This window comes from Mucilaginibacter straminoryzae (genome assembly GCF_022953055.1).
In the GTDB taxonomy this organism is placed as follows: Bacteria; Bacteroidota; Bacteroidia; order Sphingobacteriales; family Sphingobacteriaceae; genus Mucilaginibacter; species Mucilaginibacter straminoryzae.
Genome location: NZ_JALJEJ010000009.1, coordinates 163,151 through 181,845 on the forward strand (window position 1 = coordinate 163,151; position 18,695 = coordinate 181,845).

Sequence of the window (18,695 nt, forward strand, 5' to 3'; positions counted from 1 at the left end):
GCCGCAAGATGGCATAAAATCATAAAACCGTCGTTCAATAAGGGGAATGGCGGTTTTTTAGTTATACTGCGTCCTATAAAATCGGTTTTCCGGCGATAATTTGAGCGGATTAGGGCCAAACCAGGCGATAAACTTTTGCCATTTTTCCTGATTAGAATTACGCCAGCTTTCAAAGGCTTGCGGATCTGCAGCCGAAAATATCCAATAATTATAAGCCTCATCAAAGCCGTTATCCTGCAGTTTTTTGTTGTATTCGAAAAGTGCGTTTGGATAGGTTTTATTAAATTCCCTTTGATAATAAAATTTGATAAAATTCGCTCTGATTGTATTCAAAGAGGCCAAATTAATCTCTTTTTGACCGGCGACTGCCATAGCCATCGTGGGCTCATATATTACGTTATAAGGAAACTTTATCGGCCCCTTGCCGGTATAATTAATTACGTTGCTTTTGCTAAAACTAACCTTAACGGAATCTTTGCCTGAAAACGTAATCTGACTTTTATACGTTTCGTAAAGCAGCTTGCTGATTTCGCGTGTACGTTGGGAGTTACGTTCCAGGTTTATAAAAATCTCTCCATAAATCATTCCCCAAAATTTCTCATCAGATCCGCAATAAATTCTTGAAGCCCAATAATAATTTGACGCAAAAGAAGGTTCTGCCATAATCCCCTGCTCGTACAAATTGAGTGCTTTATCATATTCCTTTTTTACCAGGTATATATTCCCGGATTCGAGGTATAAGGATCCGGATTGCGGAAACCTTTTCAAACCATCATTATAAGTGGTAATAGCCATTTGGTTTTGCCCCGAAAGATCATAGGCGTTACCCAATAATTGATAAACCCTGTCAAAACAATCTTTGTGATCTTTCAGCTTGTTTAGTACTTCTATAGCTTTACTGTACTGCTTTTGAGCATAGTAGGAATAAGCGGTTTCATAAGGAAAACTTATATTATCGGGATCAAGTTTTATGGCCTCGGCAAGTAGTACTAACGCCTGGTCAAATTTCCCTTCATCCTCCAGCTTTACCGCTTCTTCACCCTTTTGCCGGGCTTTATCCTTTTCTGTTTGGGCAGATGCTATTACTATGCCTGATAAATAAATTAGGGTAAAAAGTAGGATTTTTTTCATGATGAGGTCCTGGATTTATCTTTCAGCTAAAGATAATCTTTTACAGTGTTACTATTTCAGTCTTTTAAAATTACACAAACGACAACGAATTACCCGGATTGATTTCTGTTACTGGTAAGCCTCTGAAATGCTGTTTTAACCAGGCAGCCATAAACGCAGAGCCCGGTTGTTCACTTGGGATATGCCCCAGTACGACCAGCGATAGCTGATCTCCTTTCGTACGGGCGTCCCGTACGTATTCTGCCGTTTCCCATTCGGATATTTCGCCGCAGATCAGCACATCTGGTTTGTACTTCGCTACTGCACTAATTTGCCTTTGGCCGCCTGCCGCGCCTACCATTAGCACTACCTTCCGGCAGTTTTGCTGCAGATCGCCCACGTAACGCACCATTTGGATACCCAGCTGCTTTTTGCAATGAGTAATAATAGTATTCAACGATTGCTCGGCGGGCAGTTGATAAAACAACTGATCTGCCACCTGGTATTTTTGCCAGCCTAATGCTTCCTCTACACCTTTACGTACCCCATCGGGCCGGATCGAATGGATATAATCGTGGTTGCGCCAAACAGCGATACCGTTATCGTCCAGCAACTTCTTCTTGTACTGAAAAACGTCGTCATTCGCCAGCCATTGGGTATCGTCAGCATGGTTATAGAAGGTCGGTTCATGGGCAATGATGAAGTTAGCTTTCTGTGCGATCGCTTTACGGATCACCTCTATTGTGGCAAACATGGTTGTAACTACACCCGTCACCTTTAGCTCACGATTACCAGCTTTAAGGGTATCAACTGTATTAGGAAAAGGCGCATTTGACACCTGGGCTATAAAAGTATCCATTATTTCACCTACCGTGGGTGGCGTATCAACTGCTAATGCAAAAGCATCTGTGGTATGCCCGATAGCAGCAGCACCCGTTACTAAGGCGGCACCGGCGATAAATTCCCGGCGTGTAAAGTTTGTTTTCATAGGATAATTGGTTACGATGGTTAATTTAACTAAAATATCTGCCAACAAAAAAGCCCTGCTTTCGCAAGGCTTCGTTATGTTTTAGTTTTTCAGCATGTCGACAAAATCATCGAACAGGTAGCGGCTATCGTGCGGGCCAGGTGATGATTCCGGGTGATACTGTACCGAGAACGCTTTTTTACCTTTTACGCGGATACCTTCAATCGATTGGTCGTTCAGGTTAACGTGGGTAATTTCCACCTTATCCGACGCGCGTACCGCTTCGGGCACTACACCAAAACCATGGTTTTGTGAAGTAACCTCGCAATGGTTCTTGATGATATTTTTTACCGGGTGGTTTAAACCGCGGTGGCCGTTAAACATCTTTTTAGTAGGGATATCATTTGCCAGCGCCAGCAATTGGTGACCAAGGCAAATTCCGAACATTGGCTTATCTGCCTGCAGTATCTCTTTTACAGTTTCTACCGCGTAAGGCATCGCAGCCGGATCGCCGGGGCCGTTAGAGATGAAGTAACCATTCGGCTGGAAATCTTTCTCTATTTCTTCGAAAGAAGTTTTTGCCGGGTAAACTTTGGCATAAACACCACGATCAGAGAAGTTGCGCAGGATATTCTTCTTCACACCTAAGTCGAGCACGGCAACGCGGTAAGGTGCGTCTTCATTGCCAAAAGTGTAAGTCTCGCCGGTAGATACCTGTGAAGACAGTTCCAGGCCATCCATTGAAGGCACGGCAGCTAAACGTTCTTTTAGTTCCTCGATGTCCAGAATCTCTGAAGAGATGATCGCGTTCATAGCGCCTTTGTCGCGGATGTGGCGTACCAACTGGCGGGTGTCGATGTCAGAGATACAAACCACGTTCTGCTCCTGAAAATAATCCTGGATAGATTCATCCGCCTGTTTACGGCTGTAAGCGATGTTATAATTTTTACAAACCAGGCCGGCAATCTGTATGCGTTCAGACTCTACCTCTTCTTTAGCAATACCGTAGTTACCAATGTGCGCATTGGTAGTTACCATGATCTGCCCGAAGTAAGAAGGGTCTGTAAAAATCTCCTGGTAACCGGTCATGCCTGTATTAAAGCAGATCTCGCCGGTAGTGGTACCGATCTTGCCGGCAGCTTTTCCATGAAAAACAGTTCCGTCAGCCAGTAATAATACAGCCGGTAACTTGGTGTAATTTGTCATTTCCAAAAAAAGTTGAATGATTAAAAATGAGGCGGTTTGCCTTTAAAACAACACGGTGAACTAAGCCGGTATCAGGAAGTAAACAAGCCTGTAAATTCACGGCGCAAAAATACGTTATTTAAATGTTTCCGCGATGTAAAATTTGAATAAATTATAAAAGGAGTTTCTACCTTTGTTTGGCATCTGTAAATTGCACTCCATGTCTGTAAATAAAGAGATCAAACGCGTTACCACGCACAGCCTGCAGGAAATGAAAAACCGGGGCGAAAAAATAGCCATGCTTACCGCTTATGATTATTCCATGGCGAAGATTGTGGACGACGCGGGTATTGATGTGATATTAGTGGGCGATTCCGCCTCGAATGTAATGGCAGGCCACGAAACAACTTTGCCTATTACGCTCGACCAGATGATCTATCATGCTTCATCCGTGGTTCGTGCAGCTAACCGCGCGCTGGTGATTGTTGATCTGCCTTTCGGCTCTTACCAGGGAAATTCGAAAGAAGCGTTGAACTCGGCTATCCGGATCATGAAAGAATCCGGTGCGCACGGGGTGAAGATTGAAGGCGGCGTGGAGATTGCGGAATCCGTTAGCCGCATCCTTACTGCAGGTATCCCTGTAATGGGGCACCTGGGCTTAACGCCGCAATCGATCTACAAATTCGGTACCTATACGGTGCGCGCTAAAGAAGAAGCAGAAGCGCAAAAGCTGCGCGAAGACGCCTTGAAACTGCAGGAACTGGGTTGCTTCGGCGTAGTGCTGGAGAAGATACCGGCCATGCTGGCCAAGGAAGTGACGGATAGTTTGCAAATCCCTACCATTGGGATTGGTGCAGGGCCTCATTGCAGTGGGCAGGTATTGGTGATCCACGATATGCTGGGCATTAACAAGGGCTTTCGTCCGCGCTTTTTACGCCAATATGCCAGCTTGTACGATGTAATGAATGATGCCATACAAGGCTATGTGAACGATGTAAAAAGCAACGATTTCCCAAGCGAGAAAGAGCAGTATTGATTTTCGAGTCTGAAAGTCGATAAGGCCGAGTCGGGAAGCTAACTTTGTGAGTGACAACCAAACAAAACCTGTGGACTTCGTTGTTCTATTAAAAAGGACTAACTGATTTACTGACTAACCGACTAAACCAAAACTTATGCCTCAAGATATACCTGCCGAAATTACCGATAACGACGTCCTTTACGAAGACAACCACCTGATTGCCATTAATAAACGCGCAGGAGACATTGTGCAGGTAGACGATACCGGCGACGAACCGTTAGACGAGAAGGTAAAAAAATACCTGGCCAAGAAGTATAACAAGCCAAACGGAGCTTTTTTGGGAGTTGTTCACCGGTTAGACCGCCCCGTGAGCGGTGTGATTATGTTTGCCAAAACCAGCAAGGCTTTAGACCGCATGAACGAGTTGTTTAAAACACGGCAGATGCGCAAAACCTATTACGCAGTAACACGCAATCGTCCCAACCCACCGTATGGCACGCTGGTCCACTGGCTGGTGAAAAATCCAAAAAAGAACGTCACCACAGCGCATGGCCATGAGGTAAAAGGAAGTTTACGGTCTGAACTGCATTACCGCTTAGCCGGCGAGGAAAATGGCTACTCATTAATACAAGTTAACCCGGTTACGGGCAGACCGCACCAGATTCGCGTGCAGCTATCCACCTTAAACTGCCCCATCGTTGGCGATAACAAGTACGGTTACCCACGCGGCAGCCTGCGCAAAAGCATCAGCCTGCATGCGCGAAGGTTGCAATTCATCCACCCGGTAAAAAAAGAACCGATTGATATTATCGCTCCCCTTCCTAAAGATGGCTTTTGGGATAAGTTTGCCCACCTGGTTCAGGATAGTGATGAGGATGTGGTAATGAGTGATAATTAAGATAGAGAGACAAGACCTCTCCCGAACAGCTCTGAGACGGGAATTCAAAAGGGGAAAATTGCCACACTCCCTTGGAGTCCGCGATGACAATTCTTATTTGTTATTTATTAAGCTTTTCCTTTGTCATTGCGAGCGCAGCGCGGCAATCCCTTAGAACACACCCCGACCCCCTCTCAAGAGGAAATGCTAAACGGAGAAGATCGCCACACTCCCTTGGAGTTCGCGATGACAATTCTTATTTGTTATTTATTAAGCTTTTCCTTTGTCATTGCGAGCGCAGCGCGGCAATCCCTTAGAACACACCCCTAACCTCTCTCAAGAGGAAACGCTAAACGAAAAAGATCCCACACTCCCTTGGAGTTCGCGATGACAAATGGGTTTTCCTTGTAGAGGCACGACACCTCGTGTCTCTATTCAATAGCGATAAAGATCCCTACATCTTTAGCACACTTTCCCATATTTTCTCATCAACCGGTATTCCCTCTTTTAAATTCCGTTCTCGGGTGAGGATGGTTCCTTCGCCCGGGTAGCGGATTGGGTCATCAGGATCAATAGGTGTGCTCGACTTTGCATAATCCAGTATCTGTTGAATCAATTGTTCGTGCTGATCGCTATCTCCTGTGGGTTTAATACAAATAAACAACTGCGACAGCCCTGCTTCTACATTGTCTTTAGAAACCTCTGCCGTGGACCGGCCATCGCTTAATACCGTTGCCAGCAGATCGAGCATGAGCGACAGCCCGGAACCCTTCCAGAAACCGGCGGGCATTAATCGCCCGGATTTGATGATGGTAGACGCATCCGTAGATAAATTTCCTTCTTCGTCATAACCGCCTGGCAGTGGCAGTTCCCTTCCCTGGCTTTCATATTGCTTCAGCTTACCGAATGAATATTGCGAAACGGCCATATCCAACACCACATGCCCATCCTTTCGGGGTACCGCAATGATCAACGGATTGTTTCCCAATCGCGGATCAAGCCCGCCCCAGGGTGGCAGATTGGCGATGGTATTGGTAAAGCAAATACTGATCATCCCGGCTTCGGCAGCCTGCCAGCCATAGGTTCCGCCGCGCATCCAATGGTTGGTATTCCTGATAGCGACACATCCAATACCGTATTCATTTGCTAAAGCAATGGCCCTGCCCATGGCAATACCCGCATTTAACACTCCCGGCCCATAGTTTCCGTCCCATTTCTCTATCGAACCAAATGAACTAACCAATTCGGGTTCGGCATCTGTTTTTATAGCCCCCTGTTTTACCATTTGTATAAACGTTGGGAAACGGTTAAGGCCGTGGGTATACACCCCATCACGGCTGTTTTCTGTAAAGACGGTCGCTATGGCTTCGGCCTTAGCCTCGGTAAAATGGTTAAGCAGAATTCGCTTAAATTCTGCTTTCATTGTTTCTATAGGTATGCGCATTTGAGATGGTTGCTGATGATCAGAGATGATGTTTGATATAACTGATAAACGCAAGATCAGCTTTTTTAACATTGTTAAAAAGCGTTAAAACTTAATTTACACTATGCCAAAGCCTTGACTTTCGCCGTTATTCATTTTAACTTTAAATATACCGGCTAAAGAGTGATGAAAAAGTTGATCGCAATAGTAAGTATAGCCCTGGTTGCAATGGGTTTCAGCCTGAAAGCTGTTTCTGATAAAGAGCTGGGCCTGGTTGGCGAATGGGCGGCACAAACAAAAAACACTGGTATTACCACCATGAAGTTTTTCCCCAACGGACTACTCAATATCCAAAAGGGCCTGAAAAACCAGGTAGCACATTATAAGATCACCTACTACCAACTGGATAATGAAGTGCAGTTGGCGGGAAAAATTTACCTGGACGGAGCAATGCCCTTCAGCGCAAAGATCAAAGACCGCAAACTGATGGAACTTACCGTTAACAGCGGCGATTCTACCCATGTACTGAACCTGGTAAAAGTAAAAGACATCAAGACCGGCCTGATCCCCGTAAATTAAGCAGCCGGTTATTGACTGATCGCCTGCTGATATTTCTCTTTATCGAACTCGTTCTCGCTTTCGGCAATCACTACAGTTGCAATACCATTACCGATGACGTTGGTTAGCGCCCTGGCCAGCGACATAAACCTATCCACCCCTAACAATATGGCTACGCTTTCCAGTGGAATTACCTTAATGGCCGTTAGCGTAGATGCCAGCACAATAAACCCACTTCCGGTTACCCCTGCCGCACCCTTACTGGTCACCATCAGGATGCCGATGATCGTAAGCTCCTGCCCTAGCGAAAGCGGGATATGAAACACCTGCGCGAGGAAGATGACAGACATGGAAAGATAAATTGTCGTGCCATCCAGGTTGAAGGAATATCCCGTTGGGATCACTAAACCCACCACTGAGCGCGAAGCACCAAACTGCTCCATCTTCACCATCATGCTTGGCAGCACGGGTTCGGAAGAAGAGGTACCCAGCACGATCAGTATTTCTTCCTTAATATGCTTCAGGTATTTCCATAAGCTGAATTTCGCCAGCATACAGACGATGTTCAATACAATAAAAATGAACAGCAACATGGTAAGGTACACCGCGCCAAGCAGTTTCAGCATGGGGATTAAGGTAGTCAGCCCGTACGTACCTACGGTAAAGGCCATCCCGCCGAAGGCGCCGATGGGTGCCACTTTCATCACCACGCCCATGATATTAAAAAACACTTTAGAGAGCTTTTCAAATGTGGTAATCACCGACTTCCCGGTCTCGCCCATCTTACTTAGCCCGTAACCAAAAAGAATGGCAAAGAATAAGATCTGCAGGATATCGCCTTTGGCAAAAGCATCAACTACGTTGCCGGGGACAATATGTGCGAAGAATTCGCCCCACTTCATATGCTCGCCCTGCTCGGTGTAGGCCTGCAACTTGGCATCGGCAGTATGATGCGCAGCCGCTATCTGCATACCCTCGCCGGGTTTCAGGATCTCTGACATGATGACGCCCATCGCCAGCGCAAAAGTGGTGATCACCTCGAAGTAGAGGATCGCCTTTCCGCCTACCCGGCCAACTTTCTTCATGTCGTTCATATTGGCAATGCCCAGCACAATGGTAAAGAAGATGATCGGGCCTATGAGCATCGTGATCATGTTGATGAACACCTTGCTGATAGTTTGTGCCGTTGGGGCGAAAGATTTAAAATAAACCCCGACCACTACCCCAAGCACAATGGCCAGCAGCACCTGGAACGTAAGATTAGAAAATAAGCGTTTCATGAATGCTAAAAATAGGATTATTATCGGGATTGATATTTGAGACTGATCCAATAAAGACAAATCTCTTCTCTTTCCGTACGTTCACTATTTAAACGATAAGTATTTTTCGTAATTTCACTTAGTACCTTTATGCCGAACTATAATTCTCCATGGCAAAAATCGCTTAGGTTTTGGCCAACCCAACCTTTAACCAAGATTGGCGCTACTCCTATTTTCTCCATTGTAGTTATCTTAGCCAGTGTTTTCACATCCTGGTTAATGATGTCTTCTCGTAAAGATTTCGACCCTAAATTTTTCCCGCGTTTCGATGTTGCAGAGAACAGGCATGTCGGCCAGATTATATTTACTAATAGTGCTGATAGCGCTGTGAAGTATGCCATTGATGACATAAAAAGAAATAAAATTTACTACATCCAGGCAGGGGAACTCGAGGATCATAGAAATGACTCTATCTTTTTCGATTATGTCCGTCGTAGATTTAATATAAACTTTGTCCGTTATTCTTATCATTATATACCGCTGGGAGTACGCAAATATGATAGTGTTATGTTCCAGTATCTCTATAAGAAGAATTATCCCGAAATGGGCAAAATGTATTTAGACGCGTTCAAACATTATGATCGCGTTCATCAGACGCACGAGTTTGATTACATCTATAATAAGTAAACGTTGCCATCCTTTTCTCCTCATTATCTACCTAATCCATCTATATTTTCGTAATTTCGCGCAATTTTAGCGTGCGTAATTATGGATTATCAGTTTAAAGATATCGAGAAAAAATGGCAGCAGTTCTGGGCAGAAAACCAGACTTTCAAAGCCGACAATAACTCAGCAAAACCCAAATACTATGTGCTCGACATGTTTCCATACCCATCCGGGGCGGGACTGCATGTGGGTCACCCGCTGGGCTATATTGCCTCTGATATCTTTTCACGCTACAAACGCCTGCGCGGTTTTAACGTACTGCACCCTATGGGCTACGATTCGTTCGGCCTACCTGCCGAGCAGTACGCCATCCAAACCGGGCAACACCCGGCCTTAACCACCGAACAAAACATCAACACGTACCGCCGCCAGTTGGATCAGATCGGTTTCTCTTTCGACTGGAGCCGCGAAGTGCGCACCAGCTCGCCCGACTATTACAAGTGGACGCAGTGGATCTTTATGCAGTTGTTCAACTCATGGTATAACAAAGCGGCAGATAAGGCAGAATCTATCCAGAAACTGGTAGAACATTTTGAAAAACATGGCTCTAAAGACATCGATGCCGTTTGCGACGAAGATATTTTAACCTTCACTGCAGATGAGTGGAAAGCCCTGAGCAACGAAGAACAGCAGCGCGAACTGTTAAAATACCGCCTCACTTACCTGCGCGAAAGCACCGTAAACTGGTGCGCAGCGCTTGGTACCGTATTGGCAAACGATGAGGTAAAAGACGGCTTTTCTGAGCGCGGCGGTTACCCCGTTGAGCAAAAGAAAATGATGCAGTGGAGCATGCGTATCACCGCTTATGCCGAGCGTTTATTGCAAGGCTTAGATACCATCGACTGGCCCGAGCCGCTGAAAGAAATGCAGCGCAACTGGATCGGCAAAAGCGTGGGAGCCAGTGTGAGGTTCAGCCTCTCCCCAACCCTCTCCGAAGGAGAGGTAGCTGATAAAGCCCACCCTGCCGGGGAGGGTTTGGGTGGGGCTATCGAAGTTTTCACTACCCGTGTTGATACTATTTTCGGTGTTACCTTTTTGGTGATCGCGCCAGAGCATGAACTGGTAGCCCAGATTACCACGCCAGAGCAAAAAGCTGACGTCGAGGCGTATATCGCACAAACTAAAAAGAAATCGGAGCTGGACCGTATGGCCGATACCAAAACGGTATCTGGCGCCTTTACCGGTGCTTATGTACTGAACCCGCTGAACGGCGAGAAAATACCGGTTTGGATTGCCGATTATGTACTGGCTGGCTACGGTACAGGTGCAGTAATGGCGGTACCTTCGGGCGACCAGCGCGACTACCTGTTTGCCAAGCATTTTAACCTGCCGATTGTTCCGATCATTGATATTCAAAACATTGAGAAAGAAGCCGACCCGACAAAGGAAGGTAAATACATCAACTCCGACTTTATTAACGGTATGGGCTACAAAGAGGCCACTGCTGCCGTTATTGCCAAATTAGAACAGTTGGGCGCCGGCAAGGCGCGGGTAAACTTCCGTATGCGTGACGCGATCTTTGGTCGCCAGCGTTACTGGGGCGAACCGGTTCCGGTTTACTTCAAAGGTGATCTGCCGTATTTAATAAGCGAAAGCGACTTACCGTTATTGCTTCCCGAAATTGATAAATACCTGCCTACTGAAACCGGTGAACCACCATTGGGCCGCGCTGAGGGATGGGCTTATAAGGCCTCTCCTAAATCCTCTCCAGAGGAGAGGACTTCTGAAATTAACAACTCCCTCTCCCACGGAGAGGGCCAGGGTGAGGCTTTCCCTTACGAACTCTCCACCATGCCGGGTTGGGCAGGCAGCAGCTGGTACTGGTACCGCTATATGGATGCACATAACAACCAGGAATTTGCTTCAAAAAAAGCGATCGAATACTGGAAGGATGTAGATCTGTATATCGGCGGTTCTGAACACGCTACCGGACACTTACTGTACAGCCGTTTCTGGAACAAGTTTTTGAAAGACTTAGACCTGGTGGTAGAAGAAGAGCCATTTAAGAAACTGATCAACCAGGGGATGATTCAGGGTCGAAGCAGCTTCGTGTATCGGTTAAATTACTATTTAACTTCTAGACAAAAATTAACTGCAGAACAAGAGGGTGAGTGGTTAAAAGCTAATAAAGATAAAGTGCCTTTAATCTTTGTATCAAAAGAAATAGCAGACATTATAGGTAACAGTAGAGATGAAAGAGATTTAACCGTTGAAAGAATTCATCTACTATTGAAAGATGTACTAGATCAAATTGACGGAAGAATATTACTAACAGAATCTTCCGAAAATATGGTGAGTGCAATGCATGTTGATGTTAATATTGTGAATAATGATGTTTTAAATATTGACGAATTTAGAAAGTGGAGGCAAGATTTTGAAAATGCAGTTTTTGTATCACATACCGGCAAATACTTATGCGGCTCAGAAGTAGAAAAGATGTCCAAGTCAAAATGGAATGTAGTGAACCCTGACGACATTATCGAACGCTACGGTGCCGATACGCTGCGCATGTACGAAATGTTCTTGGGGCCGCTGGAGCAAAGCAAGCCATGGAATACCAACGGTATCGAAGGGGTTTTCAAATTCCTGCGTAAATTCTGGCGTTTGTTCCACAACGATGCCTGGGAATTTACAGTAAGCAACGAAGCGCCAACCAAGGCCGAACTGAAATCGCTGCATAAAATTATTCGCAAGGTAGAAGAAGACATCGAGCGCTTTTCGTTCAATACCTCGGTTTCCAGCTTCATGATCGCCGTTAACGAACTTACCGATCTAAAGTGCAACAAGCGTGCTATTTTGCAGGAGATGGTGATCATCCTGTCGCCTTATGCACCGCACATTTGCGAAGAACTTTGGGCGCTATTAGGTAACCCGGACGGTAGCTTATCTTATGCACCTTTCCCTAAATTCAACCCGGAATACCTGGTAGAAGACGAGTTTGCTTACCCGATCTCTATCAATGGCAAAACCAAAATGAATTTGAGCATCCCGCTGTCATTAGAAGTGAAAGATGTGGAGGCATTTGTACTTGCCAATGCCGACGTTCAGAAATACCTGGATGGCAAAGCACCTAAAAAGGTGATTGTGGTAAAAGGCCGCATTGTGAACCTGGTAGTATAGATAGAGACAAGAAGCCAGAAATAAGATTTAAGCAGGCTTCGGCCTGCTTTTTTTATGCTCGTTTCGATTTTGAATTCACCTCTTGAGGAGGGTTAGGGATGCGTCCTATGGAATTGCTGCGCTTAGCCGTCGCTCGGCTCCCGCCGAGTGACCATTATTCTGCAATTGGATTAATAGTCGTCACTCGCTACAAGCAAGCGACTGCAGTAAGAGTGTGTCAATCTTCTACATTTTGAATTCCCCTCTTAAGAGGGGTTAGGGGTGTGTCTTTACCGTTATCAAACAGAGGCACGAAGTATCGTGCCTCTACAAAAACCCCATCTATCATTGCGAACTCCTACGGAATGCGGCGATCTTCTTCGCTTTGAATTCCCCTCTTCAGAGGGGTTAGGGGTGTGTCTTTACCGTTATCGAAGAGAGAAACGAAGTATCGTGTCTCTACAACGCAAGCAACCACTTCAATCCTTTATGGACGGCAGATTCGTAGCATTGCCTTTCTTACGCTGGATCACGTACTGCAGCATCAGCAGCATGTTATTCTTATCATTCGTAGCAACGTTGGTTTTATTGAACTGATTAATCCATCCTGCCTGTAAATTCAATGACTTGTTAAACTGGTATCCTAATGCGGCAGAGATACGATTACGTTCGAAATTGGGAGCTTTATCAGTAAAAAACACTTCATCAAATACTGAAACAAAGGCCGTTTTAGGAACAAAAGCGGCATGGTTCAGCGGCACCAGGAAGTTGATGCGATATCTGAAACGGTTACGATAACCGGTGTTCAGCCAGCGTTGTTCTACCCTGTAGCGGTGTTCAAACTTCACCCGCCCGACAAATTGTACAGAGGTAAACTGCTCCCAAAACCGGGTCTCGGTGGTCTGCGGCCCTTCGCCTAAATCACGGTAGTCGTAAGTCGTGTAACGGCCGGTACCTAACAGCACGTAAGCACGGTCGTCAAAGTTGTAGCTTACTCCGCCTTTTACTTCGTAATAGAAAAACTTGCGAAAATAAGTCTGATCGGTACGCCCCTGCAATTCGGCATAACCACCCCAACGTTGCTCTTTGTTACCCGGCAATATCACTGTCGCGATACCCCAGGTACCGGGTTTAGCAGACTGAGCATAACTATTTTTAACCAGAACCAGCAGCAGAAGCAGCACAAGAAGACGAATAGAAGGCATTATCGCAATGTTAAATTTTTGTTAACAATTCGCGCAAAAGTATAAAACCCTTTAAATAATCTTAAATCTGTTAATATTCGTACTCTCCTAAATGCAGTTTAAGCCATTTACGCCTCCCACTTAAACGTTTTGATAGCAACGGCGTAGATACCCACGCCCCATAACGCCAGGATGAGTAATTGGTGGGTTACCTCGTTCAAACCAGCTCCTTCAAAAGCCACCTTACGCATCGCATCATTCAAATGCGTCAACGGCAGTACATTGCTAATCGGTTGTAGCCATTTCGGGAAAGCGCTGGTAGAAAAGAAAGTACCTGAAAGCAGGAATTGCGGCAGAGTGATGATGTTGGACAGCGGCGGGATGCTGCTCTCGTTCTTGGCCAGGCCGGAAATGGTAAAGCCAAAACCCATAAACACGATCAGCCCGAAAATTGCCAGCACCAGCATGTTCAGCACCGTAATCCAGCCATGTATCAGCGTAAAGCCGAAAACAAAGTGACCGATCATGATGATAAATATCGCACCAAGTAAAGCAAAACTGATCCGCGCGATCATCTCCCCGCCAACGATACTATATTTCTTTACCGGAGTAGCGAAGAAGCGTTTGATCACCAGTGTCTGGCGAAGGCTCAGGAACACAAACGCAGTACCAAATACACCGGTACTCAGCAGCGAGAAACCCAACTGCCCCGGCAGGATAAAATCGATGTATTTATACTCGCGGCCGCTTATGGTTTCCTGTTTCAGTTCGGCAACAGGCGGCGGCATTTTACTGCCTGCCGTATTCATCTGGAAAAGAATACTATTGAGGATTGATTTCAGGATGTTCCCCTTATCCATAGATGCCGCACTGTATTTCACATCAACCGTGAATGGGGGATGTTGAGGCATTCCCGGCACCAAAGGATTAACATTCAAGCTATTTTTAATAATACGTATCTCCGCATCAATGCTTCCTTTTTTCAGGTTCTTTAGCATATCTGCCTCACTTTGCTTGGTAATTAGCTTAATCACCTTACTTTGCTTTAATACCTTATAAATCGGGTTCAGCGTGTCCGATCCTTTTGCCACGCCTACATCAACCACCACTCCCCCGCCGCCGATATTAGCAAATACCACGATAAAGATCAGCGGGAATAAAAGACTGAATACCACCGCCGACGGGCTGCGTAAAATAGAGCGCAAACTGGCCTTGGCAATCGCCATGGTTGCGTTGAAATTGCTATAATTATTAGGGTTGTTATTGTTCATTGGTTCAATAGTTCATTAGTCATTGGTCGTTAGTCATTAGTCATCAGTCATTAGGGGGCCGATGTATTTGATGTAAGTATTAAGTTTCAGGTAAATGGTTTCCAGCTTTTTAATGTTCTTTAAAAAATCCTCTTGTTTAATTAACTGCCGGTTATAAGCTTTGGTTAACCAGCTTTTTGTTTCTATTATTGATCCTCTGCTGTAGTAGCAAAAGTTTTTATTGTCTTTATAATGATATCTGCCAAAGCCTTCTGCAATGTTTGCGCTGATGGAATCGGCTGATCTGATAAGCTGTTTACCCAGGGTGTCTTTGGTAAATTTATCCCAGTCATTCACCATTTTCCATACCTCATCTCCAAATTCCATAGAAAGGCTGTAGACTTCAATATCTTCTATCCTGTTACCCATAGTATTGGTAAGATTTTCGGTTAAAAATGGTTATTGGCAAAAGGCAATTGACCAATGACCAATGACTAATTATTACGCCTCCCGCCATTCCTTCCCGGTCAGGTTGATGAAGACATCTTCCAGGTTGGCCTGCTTTACTTCCTTTTTACGCTCGAAGCCCGAGGCAACCAGCTTATCAATAAAGTTATCGGGCGTATCAATACCAATCACATGGCCGGCATCTACGAAGGCAACGCGGTCGCAAAGCACCTCGGCTTCGTCCATGTAGTGGGTGGTAATTACTACGGTGGTGCCCTGCTTGCGGATCTCGCGGATCAGATCCCAAAGGTTACGGCGAGCCTGAGGATCGAGCCCGGTAGTAGGTTCGTCCAGGAAAATTACGCGGGGATTGTTGATCAGCGTAGTGGCGATAGAAAAACGTTGTTTCTGCCCCCCAGAAAGGTCTTTGTACTTTGCTTTGGCCTTATCCGTCAGCGCGACTTTAGCCAGCATGTCCATGGCGTTTACCTTTACACCGTAAAGGCCAGAAAACAAGGTAATCAGTTCGCTCAGGTTTAGGTTGGGGTAGTAACCGGCCGCCTGCAATTGCACGCCGATGCGTTGTTTGATATCATCTGCGTCCTTATCAATACTAAAACCATCTACCCATACCTCACCGGAAGTTTTATCGCGAAGGGTTTCAATAATTTCGAGGGTAGTAGTTTTACCTGCACCGTTTGGGCCTAAAAGGCCGAATATCTCGCCTTCGTAAACCTCGAAGCTGATATCTTTAACGGCTGTAAAATCATCATACTGTTTTACCAGGTTTCTAACTGTAATAATAGGTTGAGCTGCCATTGCCTAAAAATAGCCAATTCATGCTGAACTTATCATGAATTTTCGGCAAACAACAGCTATTTTACGGTAAGAAACTGGAAGCGAACGGCAGAACCTATGAAAAGCAACCTTTCCCTAATACGGAAAGGCTTGAATATTACCGCTTACATCCCTTGGGGAACAGCAGCACTTTCGAGATCGGAAACCGCCGGACCGTTGATAACTTTCCCTGGCAGGTGAAACGCGACTCGTGGCAGGGGCAATCAAAAGACTTTTCGTCGTTGTTCCGTTGATTGAAAGTCCATTGACTACTCCATTCAATCTTCGCAATCGTTTGCAAGGTTTCCGCCGGAAGTCGCTTCAAATAATATTGGCGCTTATTTCTTTTTTTTTAGCTTTGCCTCTGAAAAATGAAAAACCATGAGTGTTCTCGTAAATAAAGATTCAAAAGTTATAGTTCAGGGTTTTACCGGTAACGAAGGCACCTACCATGCTTCGCAGATGATCGAGTACGGAACCCAGGTTGTTGGTGGTGTAACGCCGGGCAAAGGCGGTCAGCAGCACCTGGAAAGACCGGTTTTTAACACCGTTAAAGACGCTGTTGACCAAACCGGCGCTGATGTATCTATCATCTTTGTACCTCCGGCATTCGCTGCAGATGCAATTATGGAAGCGGCGGAAGCGGGTATTAAAGTAATTGTTTGTATCACCGAAGGTATCCCGACCAAGGACATGATCCAGGTGAAAGAATATCTGAAAGACAAGGACGCTCGCCTGATCGGCCCGAACTGCCCTGGTGTCATTACTGCTGATGAGGCTAAGATTGGTATCATGCCTGGCTTTATCTTCAAAAAAGGTAACATCGGTGTGGTTTCAAAATCTGGTACTTTAACTTACGAAGCGGTTGATCAAGTGGTTAAAGCCGGTATGGGTATCACTACCGCTATCGGTATCGGTGGCGACCCAATCATTGGTACACCTACCAAAGAAGCGGTTGAACTGTTAATGAACGATCCTGAAACTCATGGTATCATCATGATCGGCGAGATCGGCGGCGGCATGGAAGCGGAAGCTGCCCGCTGGATTAAAGATAACGGCACCAAGCCTGTTGTAGGTTTCATTGCCGGCCAAACTGCGCCTCCGGGACGCCGTATGGGTCACGCCGGTGCAATCGTAGGTGGCGCTGACGATACTGCTGCTGCTAAAATGAAAATTATGGCAGAGTGTGGTATCCGCGTAGTGCAATCACCAGCTGAGATTGGCGCTGCTATGGCAGAAGAAATGGCCAAGTTGGGCAAGTAATTATTAGAAGCAAGAACCAAGAGACAAGAATCAAGACTTGTTTCTTGTTATGATATAGATCCCGTTCTGACAAGAGCGGGATTTTTTGTGGGCATTGGTTTGGTGGTAAGCGGAGCGCGGGAAGCGTTAAGAATTCCCCTCTTGAGAGGGGTTAGGGATGTGTCGTTTCAAATTCGAAATTGAACTGTCGTCCTGAACTATGTCCCCCTTGTCGAAGCGTTATTCGGGATCTCTCGTGATTATTTATAAGAGATGCCGAAACGAGTTCGGCATGACTTGGTCCCAGGATCGCCTATTCATTCTTCATATACTTTGCTATGCCGGGCGCGGGTTTCCAGGCGCTTTTTGGTTCGTAGTAATGCCATAGCAGCGCCGATATTTTCTGGATCAGCAAATGGGTTTCATTATCCTCCGTCCAGCGGCGGTCTTTAATATTTTTTGTCATTACAGAAAATACATAATCGCCGTGGGGTGCGTTAACTAAAACCGTTTCAGACTTGGCATCGTCAACTGAGCCTTGTTTAGAGGCGGCCTGCACATAAGGTGGTATTTGCGATAGCGCGCCGCTGTCCCAGTAAATTCTTACTAAGGTGCGGTACATCCGCTCACTGGCAGCTTCGCTTACCGCCTGCCCGTTATGAATCATGGTAAACAGCCGGGCCATTTCGTAGGGCGAACTTACGCCCCAACCGAATTGTTTCCTGAAACTCTCCCTGCCAACCGTACGGGAGTTTACACGCAATGCTTTAAAGCCATTTTGATCGAGCCAGTTATTGATATATTCCCCGCCTACCAGTTTCTGTAGCCAAAGGCTGGCCGTGTTATCACTCATGGTGATCATCAGCATGGTTACTTTGCTCAGTTGTATGGTATCGCCATTTTTGAACGAACCTAAAATATCTTCGCCGGGGTAAAGCAGCGAATCCCGGTATACCAGTTTCTGATTATACTGAAGTTCTCCCTTCTCGATCTTATCCATTGTTCCGGCCAGGATACTCACTTTAATCATACTTGCCGTTGGGAAAAGCGTATCCGCATTGATCGCAGCAGTTTTGCCGGTTTTCAAGTTCTGCACATAAATACCCACCTGTCCGCCGAAATCGTTTACGGCTTCCTGTAACTGAGCGGTAAGCTTTTTATCTGCCTGGGCGAAAGCAGACGCGGTGGCAAAACAAAAAAGGCAAAGTAATAATCGTTTCATAGTATACATAGATGAAACAGCAATGTAAGAAATACTTGTAACTAAAGCGACAATTCGTCTGAACAATGTCACCCTTGTTGAAGGGTTGTTTTGCGAACACCTCCCTTACCCTTCCAAAGGGGAGGGAGGTACTTACTAACTATCGTGCGCATTTATAATGCGTGCGTAACAATTTGCGACGATTGAATCGTCCCACCTTCTAATGCTCGCGTTACAAACGCGCGCAAGTGGATGAGATGCTTCGACAAGCTCAGCATGACAAGGTGGATAATATTTAAATAATTTGTCACC

At 45.7% G+C, this 18,695-nt stretch carries 16 protein-coding genes; 6 read left to right on the top strand and 10 right to left on the bottom strand.

Translation table 11 applies throughout. The annotated features are described in order from the left end of the window. Positions 1 to 57: 57 nt before the first annotated feature. The 3 genes from MUY27_RS17000 to carA form a co-directional block, all read right to left on the bottom strand. A complete protein-coding gene (locus tag MUY27_RS17000) occupies positions 58 to 1,131 on the bottom strand; it encodes a tetratricopeptide repeat protein (protein WP_245132004.1) in 1,074 nt (357 codons plus the stop codon). Positions 1,132 to 1,201: 70 nt separating this feature from the next. Continuing rightward, a complete protein-coding gene (locus tag MUY27_RS17005; RefSeq protein ID WP_245132005.1) occupies positions 1,202 to 2,098 on the bottom strand; it encodes a Nif3-like dinuclear metal center hexameric protein in 897 nt (298 codons plus the stop codon). Positions 2,099 to 2,179: 81 nt separating this feature from the next. Then, entirely contained in the window at positions 2,180 to 3,283 is a 1,104-nt protein-coding gene (carA, locus tag MUY27_RS17010) for a glutamine-hydrolyzing carbamoyl-phosphate synthase small subunit (RefSeq protein WP_245132008.1), read from the bottom strand. 199 nt (positions 3,284 to 3,482) lie between these two features. On the opposite strand from carA, the gene panB reads away from it, so the two are divergent. After that, positions 3,483 to 4,298 carry a 3-methyl-2-oxobutanoate hydroxymethyltransferase gene (gene panB, locus MUY27_RS17015; RefSeq protein WP_245132010.1) on the top strand — a complete coding sequence of 272 codons (816 nt, stop codon included), beginning with the start codon at positions 3,483 to 3,485 and terminating at the stop codon, positions 4,296 to 4,298. 136 nt (positions 4,299 to 4,434) lie between these two features. Beyond that, on the top strand, positions 4,435 to 5,178 hold the full coding sequence (locus tag MUY27_RS17020; RefSeq protein ID WP_245132013.1) for an RluA family pseudouridine synthase: 744 nt from the start codon (positions 4,435 to 4,437) through the stop codon (positions 5,176 to 5,178). Between the two features lie 433 nt (positions 5,179 to 5,611). Here MUY27_RS17020 and yiaK read toward each other — a convergent pair whose 3' ends face one another. After that, positions 5,612 to 6,601 (bottom strand): 3-dehydro-L-gulonate 2-dehydrogenase, encoded by a 990-nt coding sequence (gene yiaK, locus MUY27_RS17025; protein WP_262918348.1) that lies wholly within the window; start codon positions 6,599 to 6,601, stop codon positions 5,612 to 5,614. Positions 6,602 to 6,766: 165 nt separating this feature from the next. Between yiaK and MUY27_RS17030 the strand changes: the two genes are divergently transcribed. After that, positions 6,767 to 7,159, top strand: coding sequence for a hypothetical protein (locus MUY27_RS17030; RefSeq protein ID WP_245132017.1), 393 nt, complete (start codon positions 6,767 to 6,769; stop codon positions 7,157 to 7,159). Positions 7,160 to 7,167: 8 nt separating this feature from the next. Here MUY27_RS17030 and dctA read toward each other — a convergent pair whose 3' ends face one another. Next, on the bottom strand, positions 7,168 to 8,418 hold the full coding sequence (gene dctA, locus MUY27_RS17035) for a C4-dicarboxylate transporter DctA (RefSeq protein ID WP_245132019.1): 1,251 nt from the start codon (positions 8,416 to 8,418) through the stop codon (positions 7,168 to 7,170). 129 nt (positions 8,419 to 8,547) lie between these two features. On the opposite strand from dctA, the gene MUY27_RS17040 reads away from it, so the two are divergent. Together MUY27_RS17040 and MUY27_RS17045 are read left to right on the top strand one after the other, a co-directional pair. Then, positions 8,548 to 9,084 carry a hypothetical protein gene (locus MUY27_RS17040; RefSeq protein WP_245132021.1) on the top strand — a complete coding sequence of 179 codons (537 nt, stop codon included), beginning with the start codon at positions 8,548 to 8,550 and terminating at the stop codon, positions 9,082 to 9,084. An 81-nt stretch (positions 9,085 to 9,165) separates the two neighbouring features. Continuing rightward, positions 9,166 to 12,243, top strand: coding sequence for a leucine--tRNA ligase (locus tag MUY27_RS17045; protein ID WP_245132022.1), 3,078 nt, complete (start codon positions 9,166 to 9,168; stop codon positions 12,241 to 12,243). Between the two features lie 458 nt (positions 12,244 to 12,701). Here the strand turns inward: MUY27_RS17045 and MUY27_RS17050 are convergent, their stop codons facing one another. From MUY27_RS17050 to MUY27_RS17065, 4 genes are all read right to left on the bottom strand, one after another. Continuing rightward, positions 12,702 to 13,427: a DUF2490 domain-containing protein gene (locus MUY27_RS17050; RefSeq protein ID WP_245132024.1), complete on the bottom strand. Its 726-nt coding sequence runs from the start codon at positions 13,425 to 13,427 to the stop codon at positions 12,702 to 12,704. Between the two features lie 107 nt (positions 13,428 to 13,534). Continuing rightward, on the bottom strand, positions 13,535 to 14,677 hold the full coding sequence (locus MUY27_RS17055) for an ABC transporter permease (protein WP_245132028.1): 1,143 nt from the start codon (positions 14,675 to 14,677) through the stop codon (positions 13,535 to 13,537). A 36-nt stretch (positions 14,678 to 14,713) separates the two neighbouring features. Beyond that, complete coding sequence (locus MUY27_RS17060) at positions 14,714 to 15,085, bottom strand: four helix bundle protein (protein WP_245132030.1); 372 nt, start codon at positions 15,083 to 15,085, stop codon at positions 14,714 to 14,716. A 72-nt stretch (positions 15,086 to 15,157) separates the two neighbouring features. Continuing rightward, the gene (locus MUY27_RS17065) at positions 15,158 to 15,922 is read right to left on the bottom strand and encodes an ABC transporter ATP-binding protein (protein ID WP_245132031.1); all 765 of its coding nucleotides are present in this window, start codon (positions 15,920 to 15,922) and stop codon (positions 15,158 to 15,160) included. A 399-nt stretch (positions 15,923 to 16,321) separates the two neighbouring features. On the opposite strand from MUY27_RS17065, the gene sucD reads away from it, so the two are divergent. Continuing rightward, on the top strand, positions 16,322 to 17,203 hold the full coding sequence (sucD, locus tag MUY27_RS17070; protein ID WP_245132033.1) for a succinate--CoA ligase subunit alpha: 882 nt from the start codon (positions 16,322 to 16,324) through the stop codon (positions 17,201 to 17,203). A 292-nt stretch (positions 17,204 to 17,495) separates the two neighbouring features. Here sucD and MUY27_RS17075 read toward each other — a convergent pair whose 3' ends face one another. Then, positions 17,496 to 18,404, bottom strand: coding sequence for a serine hydrolase (locus MUY27_RS17075; protein ID WP_245132035.1), 909 nt, complete (start codon positions 18,402 to 18,404; stop codon positions 17,496 to 17,498). Positions 18,405 to 18,695 lie beyond the last annotated feature (291 nt).

What these genes read in the sequence shown, in the direction of transcription:
- dctA (WP_245132019.1), bottom strand. Translation starts at nt 8,418, where the DNA reads ATGAAACGCTTATTTTCTAATCTTACGTTCCAGGTGCTGCTGGCCATT.
- MUY27_RS17050 (WP_245132024.1), bottom strand. Translation starts at nt 13,427, where the DNA reads ATGCCTTCTATTCGTCTTCTTGTGCTGCTTCTGCTGCTGGTTCTGGTT.
- MUY27_RS17055 (WP_245132028.1), bottom strand. Translation starts at nt 14,677, where the DNA reads ATGAACAATAACAACCCTAATAATTATAGCAATTTCAACGCAACCATG.
- MUY27_RS17065 (WP_245132031.1), bottom strand. Translation starts at nt 15,922, where the DNA reads ATGGCAGCTCAACCTATTATTACAGTTAGAAACCTGGTAAAACAGTAT.
- MUY27_RS17000 (WP_245132004.1), bottom strand. Translation starts at nt 1,131, where the DNA reads ATGAAAAAAATCCTACTTTTTACCCTAATTTATTTATCAGGCATAGTA.
- MUY27_RS17075 (WP_245132035.1), bottom strand. Translation starts at nt 18,404, where the DNA reads ATGAAACGATTATTACTTTGCCTTTTTTGTTTTGCCACCGCGTCTGCT.
- sucD (WP_245132033.1), top strand. Translation starts at nt 16,322, where the DNA reads ATGAGTGTTCTCGTAAATAAAGATTCAAAAGTTATAGTTCAGGGTTTT.
- panB (WP_245132010.1), top strand. Translation starts at nt 3,483, where the DNA reads ATGTCTGTAAATAAAGAGATCAAACGCGTTACCACGCACAGCCTGCAG.
- MUY27_RS17040 (WP_245132021.1), top strand. Translation starts at nt 8,548, where the DNA reads ATGCCGAACTATAATTCTCCATGGCAAAAATCGCTTAGGTTTTGGCCA.
- yiaK (WP_262918348.1), bottom strand. Translation starts at nt 6,601, where the DNA reads ATGCGCATACCTATAGAAACAATGAAAGCAGAATTTAAGCGAATTCTG.
- MUY27_RS17005 (WP_245132005.1), bottom strand. Translation starts at nt 2,098, where the DNA reads ATGAAAACAAACTTTACACGCCGGGAATTTATCGCCGGTGCCGCCTTA.
- MUY27_RS17020 (WP_245132013.1), top strand. Translation starts at nt 4,435, where the DNA reads ATGCCTCAAGATATACCTGCCGAAATTACCGATAACGACGTCCTTTAC.
- MUY27_RS17030 (WP_245132017.1), top strand. Translation starts at nt 6,767, where the DNA reads ATGAAAAAGTTGATCGCAATAGTAAGTATAGCCCTGGTTGCAATGGGT.
- carA (WP_245132008.1), bottom strand. Translation starts at nt 3,283, where the DNA reads ATGACAAATTACACCAAGTTACCGGCTGTATTATTACTGGCTGACGGA.
- MUY27_RS17060 (WP_245132030.1), bottom strand. Translation starts at nt 15,085, where the DNA reads ATGGGTAACAGGATAGAAGATATTGAAGTCTACAGCCTTTCTATGGAA.
- MUY27_RS17045 (WP_245132022.1), top strand. Translation starts at nt 9,166, where the DNA reads ATGGATTATCAGTTTAAAGATATCGAGAAAAAATGGCAGCAGTTCTGG.